This window comes from Rhodanobacter lindaniclasticus, from assembly GCF_004799035.1.
GTDB lineage: Bacteria > Pseudomonadota > Gammaproteobacteria > Xanthomonadales > Rhodanobacteraceae > Rhodanobacter > Rhodanobacter lindaniclasticus.
Genome location: NZ_MWIO01000018.1, coordinates 1 through 13,717, shown reverse-complemented (window position 1 = coordinate 13,717; position 13,717 = coordinate 1). Strand labels below are relative to the sequence as shown.

Sequence of the window (13,717 nt, the reverse complement as noted above, 5' to 3'; positions counted from 1 at the left end):
GTTTCCTCACCGGGGCATGGTGCACAGTGGCCCGAAGCTTTCACCCCGCTCCCCATGGATGCATCGCGCATGGAAACCTCACCGCCTGAGTCGAACACCGCCCGCCACGGCCCGCTGGCCGGCGTGCGCGTGCTGGACCTGAGCGCCTACATCGCCGGGCCGTACGCCTGCTCGCTGCTGGCCGACCAGGGCGCGGATGTGATCAAGGTGGAGCCGCCGGGCGGCGACAACCTGCGCCAGTACCCGTCCACCCTGCCCAGCGAGAGCCGCGCCTTCCTCGGCGTCAACCGCAGCAAGCGCGGCATCGTGCTCGACCTCAAGCGTGCGGCCGACCATGCCGCCCTGCTCAAGCTGGTGCGCGACGCCGACGTGCTGGTGCACAACTTCCGCCCCGGCGTACCCGAGCGCCTGCACATCGGCCACGCGCAGCTGAACCTGATCAACCCGCGACTGGTCTACTGCGCGATCACCGGCTACGGCGACAGCGGCCCGCTGAAGGACAAGGCGGGCTACGACCAGGTGCTGCAGACCATGACCGGCATGTGCACCCTGCAGGGCAAGCGCGGCGGCCCGCCGGAGATCATCTACGGGTCGGTGGTCGACTACTACGCCGCGGCGCTGCTGGCCGCCGGCGTATCGTCGGCGCTGTACGAGCGCGAGCGCAGCGGGCTGGGCCAGTTCGTCGGCGTGTCGTTGCTGCGCAGCGCGTTGACCATGCAGTCGGCGCGGATGATCTGGGCCGAAGGCGAGTCGCTCGACATCGGGCGCGACATGCGCTCCGGCGGCGTCACCGGTATCCACCCCACGCGCGAAGGCTGGATCTACATCTCGGCCAACACGCCGCGATTCTGGAAGGCGTTGTGCGCCAGGACCGGGCTGAACGCGATGGCGGAGGACCCGCGCTACGACACCGTGCGCAAGCGTGCGCAGCACTTCGCGCAGATCCTGCCCGCGCTGCACGCGGCGCTGGCCACGCGGTCCGCGCTGGAGTGGGAGGCCATCTTCGGCGACGAGGTGCCGTGCGCCGCGGCGCGGCGGATCGAGGACATGTTCGACCACCCGCAAGTGCAATCGCAGGGCATCATCGACACCTTCGAGCACCCGCTGGTGGGTCGCTACCGTGGCGTCGCCCAGTCGATCCGCTTCGGCCGCACGCCGGGACCGGCGCCGTTCGCCGCACCGGTGCTGGACCAGGACACTGCCGCCGTGATCGCCGCGCTCGAGCACGATGCCGGCAGCGCGTTCCGCAAACGCTGACCCGGGCGGCGGGCGGCGCACGCCGCGGATCATGAACGCCCGCCCCTCCCCTGCACGAACCGACCACCTGCCGCTCACAACCGATTCCGGAGAGTAGGTGGCGCGGAAGGGTTTCCGTCGGAAGCCCGCCGCATGTCCCCCACACGGAGTCGCCACCCATGAACAACGACCGCATCCAGGGCAACTGGAAACAGCTCACCGGGAAGATCAAGGCCAAATGGGGCGATCTGACCGACGACGACCTGACCCAGGCCGAAGGCAACACCGAGTACCTGGTAGGCAAGGTGCAGGAGCGTTACGGCATCGCCCGTGACGAGGCGCAGCGCCAGGTGAACGAGTTCGAGCGCACGCTGTAAGCGTCACCACGCCGGATCGTGCAGGGTCGGTACTGCGTACTGGCCCTCCCGCGCGTCGGCTCGGGCACAGCCCGCCGCGAAGCCGATACCTGGCACTGTCAATTTGCTACTAATTACGCTATCAATTAGTAGCAAATTGACAGGTGCCTCATGAAACTCCCCATGCCGCCCCCGGCGTTCGGCGACCTGTTCGAGCGTTCCGACGTCCGCAAGATACTGCTCGGCAAGCTTGGTCCCGAGGTCAAGGGACGATACGAGCACTGGGATCAGCTGCGCCATCTCACGCCACCGGAGAACCTTACGCCGGAAGAATGGTGGCTGGGAATCAAGATGGCGCGCCGCGGGCTGCGCCAGGAAATGCCGTTGAAGGACAAGGCAGGCCACCCGTTCACCGTCGTTCTGAGCGACAGCATCCAGCGAAACCTGTTCCTCATCGGCCGTGATGCCGCTGGTGCGCTTCGTGGCCAGGAGGCATCTCAATCGGAAGTCACCCGCGAGCATTACCTCGTTCGATCCCTGATGGAGGAAGCGATGACTTCGTCGCAGCTTGAAGGAGCTGCCACGACCACCCAGGTCGCCAAGGACATGCTTCGCAGCGGACGCGAGCCGCGGGATTGCGGCGAACGCATGATCTACAACAACTACCTGGCCATGCGCGAACTGAAAGCCTGGAGGCAGCGGCCGCTGACCCCTGCCGCGGTGTTCGAGATCCACCGCAAGCTGACCGATGGAACGCTCGAGGACGAGGGCTGCGCGGGAAGATTCCGATTGCCCTCGGAAGACATTGTCATCGAGGACGAGACTGGTCGCGTTCTCCACGCGCCGCCACCGGCACGGGAACTCGAGCAGCGCCTGCAGGCCCTTTGCGACTTCGCCAACCAGTCGGACGACGGCGAGCACTTCGTGCACCCGGTGGTCAGGGCGATCCTGATCCACTTCCAGATCGGCTACGACCATCCGTTCGTCGACGGAAACGGCCGGACCGCCAGGACGTTGTTCTACTGGTCGCTGCTGAGATCGGGTTTCTGGATGGCGGAGTATCTGTCGATATCGAGCATCCTCAAGCGCGCCCCCGCCCAGTACATGCGGTCATACCTGTACACGGAGACCGACGAGGGGGACACCACCTATTTCGTGGCTCACCAGCTGACCGTCATTCTCGAAGCCATCGATGGCGTTCATGGCTACATCACGCGAAAGCAGAATGAGCAGGCAGCCGCCGCGGCGCTGCTCAAACCCGGCAGCCCGCTGGCTCACCGGATCAACCACAGGCAAAGAGCGCTCCTTCTGAACGCCCTCAGGAACCCGGGAAAAGTCTTCACCATCGAGATGCATCGCGGAAGCCACGGCACGTCGTACCAGACCGCCAGGGCCGACCTGCTTGCCCTGGTGGCCGAAGGATTCCTGCGCCAATCCCGCGAAGGAAAGGCCTTCGTGTTCGTTCCGGTGCCCGATCTCGAAAAACGATTGCATGCATGACCACGGCTGGGTCTCGTCACATGCGGGATCGCGCGTGACGAGGCCAGGCACCAGGTGCGCGGTTTCGAGCGGACGCTGCAGCTGCAGCGGCCCCGCGTGTCATTCCTTGCGCGTCAGCTGCGGCACGTCCTGCGAGCCTTCCTCGCGGTCGCGGTACAGCGCGGCGCGCACCAGCAGCATCAGGGTGATCGGGGTGGTCAGGGTGAGGAACACGCCGATCAGCACCTCGTTGAAGATCGGCCGGCCATGCAGCACCGAGAAGCAGGTGATCGAGGCGGCCAGCATGAAGAACGTGCCCAGCGTGGTGCCCAGGGTGGGCGCATGCACGCGCTGGTAGAAGTTCTTCAGGCGCAGCAGGCCGAGCGAGCCGATGAAGGCGAACAGCGCGCCCAGCAGCATCAGCACGGCGACCGTGATGGCCGCCCACGGCGGCAGCGCGTCGAGGTGGTTCATTCGATCACCTGTCCGCGCATCAGGAATTTCGACAGCGCCACCGTGCTGGCGAAGCCGAGCAGGGCGATGATCAGGCCGGCCTCGACGTAGAGCATGCTGCCGCTGCGGATGCCGATGGTCAGCAGCAGGATCATCGCGTTGACGTACAGCGCGTCCAGCGCCAGCACGCGATCCTGGGCGCGCGGACCGCGCACCATGCGGATCAGCGAGAAGGCCATCGCCAGCAGCAGCAGGATCTGCGCCGCGCGGATCGCCACGTCGAGCAGTGCATGGCTCATGGGAAGATCTCCAGCAGGGGGCGTTCGTAGCGCTGCTTGATCGAGTCGATCCAGTCCGCTTCGTCGACCAGGTCCAGCACGTGGATCAGCAGGATGTTGGCGCTGGAGTCGTAGCTGACCCAGATCGTGCCGGGGGTGGAGGTGATGATGCACGACAGCACGGCCAGGCCGTAACGGTCGGTCAGCTGCAGCGGGATCGCCACGAAGCCGGAGTGCATCGGGCGCTTGCCGAACAGCACGATGCGCGCCACCGCGAGGTTGGAGCGCACGATGTCCAGCACCACGCGCACGAACAGGCGCAGCAGCAGCGGGTAGTGGCGCAGCCGCGCCTTCGGAGGGTCCAGCAGGTCGAGCATCCGGCCCAGCACGACGCCGAACACGACGCCGAGCAGCACGGTGCCGGGCGACACGCTCTGGTTGAGAACCAGCCAGATCAGCGCCAGCAGCGCGCTCAGCAGCGGATGCGGCAGCCAGCGGCGGATCATGGTGCGACCTCGGCGCCCGGCAGCACGGCGTGGATGTAGTTGCCCGGCGCATGCAGCTGCGCGGCGGTGTCGCGCAAATAGTGCAGCGGCCGCTCGGGCCAGACCGTCAGCAGCAGGCACAGCCCCAGCAGCAGCGCGACGGAGACGCTCTCGGTGAGGCGCACCTTCGGAAAGATCCGCTCCGGCTCGACCCAGAAGATCTGGATGCCGGCGCGGCACAGCGCGGTCACGGTGCAGAAACCGGCCGCCACGACCAGCGCGAACAGCAGCTGCGCGCCGCGCCCGGCGTCATCGAGCATCGGCGCCAGCAGGGCGAACTTGGCCAGGAAGCCGGACAGCGGCGGCAGCCCCGCCAGCAGCACCGCGCAGGCCGAGAAGCTCAAGCCAAGCATCGCGATCGGCGCCGGGATCACCACGCGGCTCTCGTCCTCCTGCGCGTACAGGCTTTCGTTCGCGGGGGTCTCGCCGGGCTGCTCGTACGGCTCCAGGCTCAGCGTGTCGTCGGTATCGTCGTCGCCGTCGGAGGCGAGCAGGCCGGCAATCAGGAAGAACGCGGCGATCGCCAGGGTGGAGATCACCAGGTAGGCCAGCGCGCCGGCGGTCACCGCGCTCTGCTGCAGGCCGATCGCGCCGAGCAGGGTGCCGGCGGAGACCACCACGTTGTAGCCGGCCAGCTTGCCGAGGTCGCGCGCGCCCAGCATGCCGATGGTGCCGGCCACCAGCGTGGCCATGCCGCCCCACAGCATCCACGCGCTGCCGAAATGCGCCGAGGCGGGCCCGGCGCCAGCGCCGAACAGCAGCAGGCCGAGGCGCAGCAGCACGTAGATGCCGAGCTTGGTCATCAGCGCGAACATCGCGGCCACCGCCGGCGCCGCGGCCGCGTAGGTGCGCGGCAGCCAGAAGCCGAGCGGCCACATCGCGGTCTTGATCAGGAACGCCACGCCGAGCAGCGCCGCGCCCGCATGCAGCAGCGCGCGGGTGCGCTCCGGCACGTGCGGGATCAGCTCGGCCAGTGCCGCCATGTTGAGCGTGCCGGTGACGCCGAAGATCAGGCTGACGCCGAGCAGGAACAGCATCGAGGCGGTCAGGTTGACCGCGATGTAATGCAGCCCCGCACTGACCCGCCGCGCGCCCGAGCCATGCAGCGCCAGGCCATAGGACGCCGCCAGCAGCACCTCGAAGAACACGAACAGGTTGAACAGGTCGCCGGTGAGGAAGGCGCCGTTCAGCCCCATCAGCAGGAACTGCAGCAGCGGCTGGAAATGGCCGCCGCGATGCTGCCAGCGGCCCAGCGCATACGGCAGCAGCGCCAGCGCCAGCACGCTGGTGAGCAGCACCATCAAGGCGGAGAGGCGGTCCGCCACCAGCACGATGCCGAAGCGCGCCGGCCAGTCGCCGATGCGGTACACCGCGGCCTGTGCACCCTCGACGGACACCGCGTGCATCAGCGCGGCGCAGGCCAGCACCAGCCCCGCGCAGGAGGCGATGCTCAGCGCCAGCGTGGTGCGCCGGCGCCGCTCGCCGATCAGCAGTTGCAGCGCGGCCACCAGCAGCGGCAGCAGGATCGGCACGATGACCAGGTGCAGGCTCATGGCGTGCCGTCCTCGCCGTCGACATGATCGTTGCCGGTAAGCCCGCGCGAGGTCAGCAGCACGACCAGGAACAGCGCGGTGGTGGCGAAGCCGATCACGATCGCGGTGAGCACCAGCGCCTGCGGCAGCGGGTCGGTGTACTGCGCCACGTCGCCGGCCACCTCGTGCAGCACCGGATCGGCACCGGTGCGCAGGCCGCCGATGGAGAAGATGAACAGGTTCACCGCATAGGAAATCAGGGTCAGCCCGATGATCACCTGGAACGTGCGCGGGCGCAGCAGCAGCCACACGCCGGAGGCGGCGAGGATCCCGATGGCGGCGGCCAGCACCAGTTCCATCAGCCCTGCCCTCCCGTCTCGGCAGTCGGCGCCTGGCGCGGCCGGCGCAGCGACTGGTGCGCCAGCGCAATCAGCATCAGGATGGTGGCGCCCACCACCGTGGCGAACACGCCCAGGTCGAACAGCAAGGCGGTGGCCAGCGGCACGTCGCCGAACAGTGGCAGTTCCAGGTACTGGAAGTGGCTGGTCAGGAATGGACGGCCAAACGCCAGCGAGCCGAGGCCGGTGAGCACCGCCAGCAGCAAGCCGGCGCCGATCCAGCGCAGCGGCAGCACGCGCAGGCGCGACTCCACCCAGCGCGCGCCGCGCGCCATGTAGAGCAGGATCAGCGCCACCGCCACGGTGATGCCGGCGACGAAGCCGCCGCCCGGCAGGTCATGCCCGCGCAGGAACAGGTGCAGCCCGAACAGCACGATCACCGGCGCCATCAGCTGGATGATCAGGCCCGGGATCATCAGATAGTCGGTCAGCGAGTGGTCCGCCGCGCGGCCGGGCGCGCCATTCTCCAGCACCGTCTGCTGGCGCTGCTGCTCCGGCGCGCTGATGCTTTCGGCCGCCGGGCGGAAGCGGCGCAACAGGGCGAACACGGTCAGCGCCACGATCGCCAGCACGCTGATCTCGCCCAGCGTGTCGAAGCCGCGGAAGTCGACCAGGATCACGTTGACCACGTTGTGGCCGCCGCCCTCGGCGTAGGCCCGCTCGAGGAAGAAGCGCGAGATCGAGTCGGCCACCGGGTGCATCATCGCCGCATAGGCCAGGCTGGCCACGCCGACGCCCACCGCCATCGCGATCACGATGTCGCGGCGGCGGCGGAAGCGCTGGCGCCACCCTTCGGGCGCATAGCCGGCGATGCGCTTGGGCAGCCAGCGCAGGCCGAGCAGGATCAGGATGGTGGTGACCACCTCCACCAGCAGCTGCGTCGCCGCCAGGTCCGGCGCCGACAGCCACACGAAGCTCGCGCACGAGACCAGCCCGGCGCCGCCGCTGAGCACCAGCGCGGCGAGGCGGTGGAACTTGGCCTGGCTCGCCGCGCCGATCGCGCAGGCCGCGCCGAGCAGCCACAGCAGCGCGAACGCCGGATCGACACTGGGCCAGTGCGGACGGAAATCCAGCGGCGCCGTGGTGGCCGCCAGCCCGCCGGCCAGCAGGGCGAGCAGCACGATCCACAGCAACTGCGACTGCAGCCGCCGGCTCGGGTAGAGCCGTTCGATCCGCTGCGGCCAGTCCGCCGCGAACACCGCCAGCGCGCGCTCGAACAGCCGCCTGCCGCTGAAGCGGCTGGTCAGCGGCGCCGTCTCGATGGCGTCGAAGCGGCGACGCAGGCTGGCGAACAGCAGGCAGCCGGCGACGAAGGCGAACACGCTCATCAGCAGCGGCGTGGTCAGGCCGTGCCACACCGCCAGGCTGTACGCCGGCGTGTCCGCGCCGAGCACCGCGCCGGCCGCCGCACGCAGCGTGGGTCCGATCACCCGCCCCGGCAACACGCCCACCAGCAGGCAGGCCAGCGCGAGAAAGCCGATCGGGAAGCGCATCCACAGCGGCGGCTCGTGCGGCTCGCGCGGCAGGTCGGCGGGCATGCGGCCGAAGAACACGCCGCGCACGAAGCGGATCGAGTAGGTCACGCCGAACGCGCTGGCCGCCACCGCGATCACCACCGAGATCGCGTCCAGCAGCGGGCCCTGGCGCGCCGCCAGCGTCTCGGCGAAGAACATCTCCTTGGACAGGAAGCCGTTCAGCAGCGGCACGCCGGCCATCGCCGCGCCGGCCACCAGCGCCAGCGTGGCGGTGACCGGCATCACCCGGTACAGGCCGCCGAGCTTGCGCAGGTCGCGCGTGCCGGCCTCGTGGTCGACCGCGCCGGCGGCCATGAACAGCGAGGACTTGAAGGTGGCGTGGTTGACGATGTGGAAGATCGCCGCCACCACGCCCAGCGCGCTGCCCAGCCCCACCAGCATGGTGATCAGGCCCAGGTGGCTGATCGTCGAATAGGCCAACACGCCCTTCATGTCCTGCTCGAACATCGCCGCGTAGGCGCCCAGGATCAGGGTGACCAGGCCCACGCCGCCGACGATCCACGACCACTCGGCGGTGCCGCCCAGCACCGGCCAGAAGCGCACCAGCAGGAACACGCCGGCCTTCACCATGGTGGCCGAGTGCAGGTAGGCCGACGCCGGCGTGGGCGCCGACATCGCCTGCGGCAGCCAGAAGTGGAACGGGAACTGCGCGCTCTTGGTGAACGCGCCGAGCAGCACCAGCAGCAGGGTCGGCGTGTACCACGGATGCGCGCGCACCGCATCGCCCGCGGCGAGGATCGCGTCGAGCTCGTAGCTGCCCGCGATGTGGCCCAGCAACAGCATGCCGGCGAGCAGGCAGAAGCCGCCGCCGGAGGTGACGATCAGCGCCATCCGCGCGCCGTCGCGCGCCGAGGCGCCGTTGTGCCAATAGCCGATCAGCAGGAACGAGAACAGGCTGGTCAGCTCCCAGAAGAACACCAGCTGGATCACGTTGCCGGACATCACGATGCCCAGCATCGAACCCATGAACGCCAGCAGCAGCGCGAAGAAGCGCGCCAGCGGATCGTCCGGCGACATGTAGTAGCGCGCATACACGCCCACCAGCGCGCCGATGCCGCAGACCAGCAGCATCATCAGCCAGCTGAAGCCGTCGACCCGCAGCACCAGGTCCAGCCCGAGCGAGCCCGCCCATGGAATGGTCTGGCGCAGCACCGCGCCGGCAAGGATCGCCGGGGCCAGCCACAACGAAAGGGCCAGGCCGAGCAGCGCGGTGGCGGTCATCAGCCAGGCGGCGCGATTGTGCCCGCGCTCGCGCATCAGCCACGTCAGCACCGCCGCCGCGAAAGGCAGGCAGAGGATGGCGCCTGGGATGAGGTTGTCGGGCATCGCTCACTGCGTTCGATGGAAACATCGTCGGTGTCGCCCGTCACCGGACCGGCACCCCGCTGCATCACGCACGACAACCGCCTCGAACCAGCTGCCATGCAGGCGCGCGGCATGGCAGGCCATCGTCGCGATCGCCCGCATGCGCTCACCCTGGACTGGGAGCGTGGCGGCCAGAACCGTCCGGACTCCTCGTTCGATTCTATCGTTCGCCGCGCGCCAGCGGCAACGAGCCTGCACGGCGCTTGCACACGCGCTGTTCCTACCATGTCCGCGGGAATCAGGATGGCCACGAATGCCCCGCAGCATTCATCACCACCCGGAGACATGGCAGATGATCCATCCCCCGATCCGCCGACATGCGCTGCGCGCCGCCGCCTTGCTCCCGCTGGCACTGGCCAGCGGGCTGGCCTGCGCGCAGCAGTCGCCCGCGCTCGATCGCGTCAGCCTGTGGCTGGGCGGCTATGACGCGCATGTCGACACCACCCTCGGCGCCAGCGATGCGGGCGGCCGGTACGGCGGCAGCTTCAACCTGGAGAACGACCTCGGCTTCAACGACCGCAAGCGCGTGCCGCGCGCACGACTGGATTTCCTGATCGGCGACAGCCAGGGTTTCTCGCTGGACTATTACAGCGTCAACCGCTCGCGCCGCCAGAGCCTGGCGCGTTCGATCAGCTATGCCGGCAACGATTACGAGGCCGCCGCCACGGTGCGCGGCAAGTTGAATTTCGACTTCGGCAGCGCCTCCTGGCGCTGGTGGTTCGGCCACGGCAACGACGTGTTCGGGCTGGGCCTGGGCGGCGCCTACTACCGCGTGCATGCCGGCATCAGCGGCGCGGCCAGCGTCAACGGCGAGCCGGTGGGACAGGCCTCCTCCAGCACCAGCGACGGCGCCTGGGCACCGATGCTGCAGCTCGGCTGGCGCCATGCGTTCAGCGACCAGTGGCGCATGTTTGCCGACGCCGCCGGGGTGAAGAAGAACGGCGGCCGGCTCAGCGGCCACATCGTGAACGCCGCGCTGGGCGTGGAATGGCTGCCGTGGCCACACCTGGGCTTCGGCGCCGAATACGGCTACAGCCGCGTGGTGCTGCACCAGCGCAAGCACGCCTACCACGCCAACCTCGACATGAAACTGGACGGCCCCTCGCTGTTCGTCCACCTGCGCTTCTGAGGCGTGCCGCCGGCGCATGAGCGGATAGGCACGCCGGCAGCGTTGGTGCATCATCGAGGCTCCGACGAGCCGTCCGGACACGGGCGCGGCAAGGGGAAACGATGCCAAGGCGGTTTGCCACCACCATCGCGCTGACGCTGTGCACCGTGGCCATCGTCCTGCCGCTGGTGGCGGCGCTGCTGATCGCCCGCCACCAGTCGATGGAGGAAGCCGGCGCCCAGGCATCGAACATCGCCAGCGCCATCATCCATCGCACGGAAGCGGTGGGCGAACAGTCCGCGGCCGCCTATCAGCGGTTGACCGAGTTGAATCCCTCCGGCACGTGCTCCGAGGCCAAACGCGCGCAGCTGCGCCGGATTCTGCTGGATTACGACTACGTGCAGGCGGCCGGCTACGTCTCCGGCGATCGCATCACCTGCTCGGCCATCGGCCCGCAGGCCGACGGCCTGCAGATGGGGCCACCGGCGTACGTGAGCCCGAAGGGCACGCGGGTGCACTTCGGGGTTTCCATCGACGGCAGCCGCCCGTTCGTGGTGCTCAGCGGCGACCATTACGCCACCGCGGTTCACCCGGACAACCTGCTGGTCGAAACGCCTTCCGTGCCGGGCCTTGCGCAGGGCGTGTTCGGGCGCAGCGCCGGCAAGGTCTGGGCCCGTGACGGCCACTTCGACCCGGCATGGCTGGAGCAGCACGGCAAGGCTGCCCGCGCGATCTTCTACGACGGCGGCTACCTGGTGGCGATCCAGGGATCGGAACGCTTCGACGTGGGCGCCTACGCGGCGATTCCGCGTGCCTACCTGAGCTCCCGCCTGCGCGAGCTCGCCCTGTTGCTGCTTCCCGTCGGGCTGGCACTGGGCGCGGCGTTGGTCGGCGCGATCGTCATGTTCGCGCGCCAGCGTGCGTCGCTGCCCGCGTTGCTGCGGGCGGCGCTGAACCGGCAGGAGTTCGTGCTGTACTACCAGCCGATCGTCGAGCTGGGCTCCAACACGATAGCCGGGGCCGAGGCACTCTTGCGCTGGCCCGCCAACAAGCAGATCGGCATGCGCCCGGCGCTGTTCGTGCAGGCCGCGGCCGACTGCGGACTGACCGCCCGCTTCACCGAATACGTGCTCGCCCGCGTCGCCATCGACGGGCCACGCTTCTTCAGCCGATATCCGGGCTGCTACATCAGCGTCAACCTGGCGCCGAGCGACCTGCTGTCCGGCGCAGTCGTCGAGCACCTGCAGCGCCTGCTGACCACGCCCGGCATCGGCGTGCACAACATCGTGGTGGAGGTGACCGAGAGCTCCTTCGTCGACCCGGCCAGCGCCAACCGCACGATCGCGCGCATCCATGCGCTGGGCATCCGGGTGGCGATCGACGACTTCGGCACCGGCTTTTCCGGCCTGTCGCAATTGACCCAGCTGCGCGCCGATTGCCTGAAGATCGACAAGATCTTCGTCGACGCCATCGGCACCGGGTCGGTCACCAGCGAAGTGGTGCTGCACATCATCGCGATGGCGCGCTCGCTCAAGCTCACGCTGATCAGCGAAGGAGTGGAGACCCACGCCCAGGCCGAGTTCCTGCGTCAGCACGGCGTGGCGTTTGCCCAGGGCTGGCTGTTCGGCAAGGCGCAGCCGCTGGACGAGCTGCTGCGCCCGGCCGGGCCCGACTGATTGCCGGCGGCACCCGGTCGAGCGCCTCCGCGCGGACCGCGCAGCCACCGGCTCTTGACGTGTCGACTGCGCCATAAGCACTTCTTAAGCCGGCACACGGATAATCCGCCGGGCCGCCGCCACACCGGAGCCTGTTCGTGCACATCATCCTGGTCGAGGACGACGCCCAGCTCGGCGCCGCGATCCAGCGCGCGCTGGAACGCCTCGCCTATACGGTGAGCTGGCTGCGCGACGGCCGCGAGGCGCTCATCGCGCTGCGCGACGAAACCGCCGACCTGGTGCTGCTCGACCTCGGCCTGCCCGGCAAGGACGGCCTCGACGTGCTGGTCGAGGCGCGCCGCAGCCACGTCACCACGCCGGTGATCGTGATGACCGCGCGCGATGGCCTGCAGGCGCGCGTGCACGGACTCGATGCCGGCGCCGACGATTACCTGATCAAGCCGTTCCACCTCGACGAGCTGTGCGCGCGCATCCGCTCGCTGAGCCGGCGCGCGCAGGGCCTGGCGGTCAACCGCATCGAGGTCGGCGCGCTGACGCTGGACCTGGGCACCTCGCAGGTGACTTTTCGCGGCGAAGTGATCGAACTGACCCGGCGCGAGTTCGCCTTGCTGCAGATCCTGCTGGAGCGCGCGGGCAAGCTGGTGCGCCGCGAAAGCCTGATCAACTCGCTGTATGGTCTGGACAACGTGGTCGGCGACAACGCGCTGGAGGTCCTCGTGCACACGCTGCGCAAGAAACTCGGTTACGACACCGTGCGCACCGTGCGCGGCTTCGGCTACATGATCCCGCGGGAACCCGCATGAGCCAGCCCAGCCTGCGCGGCCGGCTGCGTTGGCTGATCATCGGGGTGATGATCGCGGTGCTGCTGCCGCTGGCGGTGCTCAGCTTCCGGCGCACCATGGAAGAGGTCAACGAGCTGTCCGACGGCCGGCTGGCGCAGTCGGCGCGCACGCTGCAGGTCATCATCGGGCAGGAGGGCGGCGACGTGCTGCGCGGCCGCGACCGGAACGGCCAGCTGGTGCCGATCGAACCGCCCGAGATGCAGGCCCTGCGCCGGCGCGGCCATACGTTCGAGTCCGAAGTCGGCTTCCAGGTGTTCGATACCGCCGGCCATCTGGTGATGGCCACCACCAACCTCGCGGCGTTGCCAGCGCCACAACCCGGTGATGCCGAGTTTCGCGACATCCGCGCCAACGGCTACCGCTGGCGCCTGTTCACTTTGCAGGACCCGTCCGACGGCGTGGTGATCCGCACCGGCGAGCGCTACGACAGCCGCCACGACATCCTGCGTGCACTGTGGTTCGACCACGCCCTGCCGCTGCTGATCGGCCTGCCGCTGCTCGGCCTGCTGGTCGGCTGGGCGGTGCGGCGCGGACTGCGCCCGCTGCAGTCGCTGACCGGCGCACTGGCCTCGCGGGCGCTGGGCAGCCGCGAGGCGATCGTGCTGGAACGCGCGCCGCTGGAACTGCAGCCCGTGCTCGACGCGTTGAACGGGCAACTGCGACGGCTCGCCGATGCGCTGGAGCGCGAGCACCGCTTCAGCGCCGACGTGGCACACGAACTGCGCACGCCGCTGGCCTCGATCATGCTGAACATCGAAAGCGCCACGGCCACCCGCGACCCCGCCGAAGCCGCCACCAGCCTGGCCGGCGCGCGCCACAACGTCGCCGCGCTGGCGCGGCGGGTCGAGCAGCTGCTGGCGCTGGCGCGGCTGGAATCCGGCACCGCACTGGAGCAGCGCCAGTCCGTCGATCTG

Annotated in this window: 13 protein-coding genes; 7 read left to right on the top strand and 6 right to left on the bottom strand. The window is 69.1% G+C overall.

Features of this window, described 5'->3' with window-relative positions; all coding sequences use genetic code 11:
• The first annotated feature begins 69 nt into the window (after positions 1-69).
• The 3 genes from B1991_RS06545 (at position 70) to B1991_RS06535 (ending at position 3,092) form a co-directional block, all read left to right on the top strand.
• Positions 70-1,257: a CaiB/BaiF CoA transferase family protein gene (locus B1991_RS06545; RefSeq protein ID WP_136257921.1), complete on the top strand. Its 1,188-nt coding sequence runs from the start codon at positions 70-72 to the stop codon at positions 1,255-1,257.
• Between the two features lie 158 nt (positions 1,258-1,415).
• Positions 1,416-1,613 carry a CsbD family protein gene (locus B1991_RS06540; protein ID WP_136257920.1) on the top strand — a complete coding sequence of 66 codons (198 nt, stop codon included), beginning with the start codon at positions 1,416-1,418 and terminating at the stop codon, positions 1,611-1,613.
• 150 nt (positions 1,614-1,763) lie between these two features.
• Complete coding sequence (locus B1991_RS06535; protein WP_136257919.1) at positions 1,764-3,092, top strand: Fic family protein; 1,329 nt, start codon at positions 1,764-1,766, stop codon at positions 3,090-3,092.
• Between the two features lie 99 nt (positions 3,093-3,191).
• Here the strand turns inward: B1991_RS06535 and mnhG are convergent, their stop codons facing one another.
• The 6 genes from mnhG to B1991_RS06505 are packed head-to-tail and all read right to left on the bottom strand — an operon-like array spanning position 3,192 to position 9,138.
• Positions 3,192-3,545 (bottom strand): monovalent cation/H(+) antiporter subunit G, encoded by a 354-nt coding sequence (gene mnhG / locus B1991_RS06530; RefSeq protein WP_136257918.1) that lies wholly within the window; start codon positions 3,543-3,545, stop codon positions 3,192-3,194.
• A complete protein-coding gene (locus B1991_RS06525; protein ID WP_136257917.1) occupies positions 3,542-3,823 on the bottom strand; it encodes a K+/H+ antiporter subunit F in 282 nt (93 codons plus the stop codon). The genes mnhG and B1991_RS06525 overlap by 4 nt, the downstream gene beginning before the upstream one ends.
• Complete coding sequence (locus B1991_RS06520; protein ID WP_136257916.1) at positions 3,820-4,308, bottom strand: Na+/H+ antiporter subunit E; 489 nt, start codon at positions 4,306-4,308, stop codon at positions 3,820-3,822. The genes B1991_RS06525 and B1991_RS06520 overlap by 4 nt, the downstream gene beginning before the upstream one ends.
• Entirely contained in the window at positions 4,305-5,900 is a 1,596-nt protein-coding gene (locus tag B1991_RS06515) for a monovalent cation/H+ antiporter subunit D (protein WP_136257915.1), read from the bottom strand. Before B1991_RS06515 ends, B1991_RS06520 begins: the two co-directional genes overlap by 4 nt.
• Positions 5,897-6,238 carry a Na+/H+ antiporter subunit C gene (locus B1991_RS06510; protein ID WP_136257914.1) on the bottom strand — a complete coding sequence of 114 codons (342 nt, stop codon included), beginning with the start codon at positions 6,236-6,238 and terminating at the stop codon, positions 5,897-5,899. Before B1991_RS06510 ends, B1991_RS06515 begins: the two co-directional genes overlap by 4 nt.
• A complete protein-coding gene (locus tag B1991_RS06505) occupies positions 6,238-9,138 on the bottom strand; it encodes a monovalent cation/H+ antiporter subunit A (protein ID WP_136257913.1) in 2,901 nt (966 codons plus the stop codon). The genes B1991_RS06510 and B1991_RS06505 overlap by 1 nt, the downstream gene beginning before the upstream one ends.
• Positions 9,139-9,469: 331 nt before the next feature.
• Here B1991_RS06505 and B1991_RS06500 point away from each other — a divergent pair, with 331 nt between their 5' ends.
• The 4 genes from B1991_RS06500 to B1991_RS06485 form a co-directional block, all read left to right on the top strand.
• A complete protein-coding gene (locus tag B1991_RS06500; RefSeq protein WP_136257912.1) occupies positions 9,470-10,306 on the top strand; it encodes a hypothetical protein in 837 nt (278 codons plus the stop codon).
• 101 nt (positions 10,307-10,407) lie between these two features.
• Positions 10,408-11,961: an EAL domain-containing protein gene (locus B1991_RS06495; protein ID WP_136257911.1), complete on the top strand. Its 1,554-nt coding sequence runs from the start codon at positions 10,408-10,410 to the stop codon at positions 11,959-11,961.
• 137 nt (positions 11,962-12,098) lie between these two features.
• Positions 12,099-12,764, top strand: a complete 666-nt coding sequence (locus tag B1991_RS06490; protein ID WP_136257910.1) for a response regulator — start codon at positions 12,099-12,101, stop codon at positions 12,762-12,764.
• A partial coding sequence (locus B1991_RS06485; RefSeq protein ID WP_136257909.1) for a histidine kinase dimerization/phospho-acceptor domain-containing protein occupies positions 12,761-13,717 on the top strand: 957 nt, incomplete at its 3' end. The genes B1991_RS06490 and B1991_RS06485, both read left to right, overlap by 4 nt.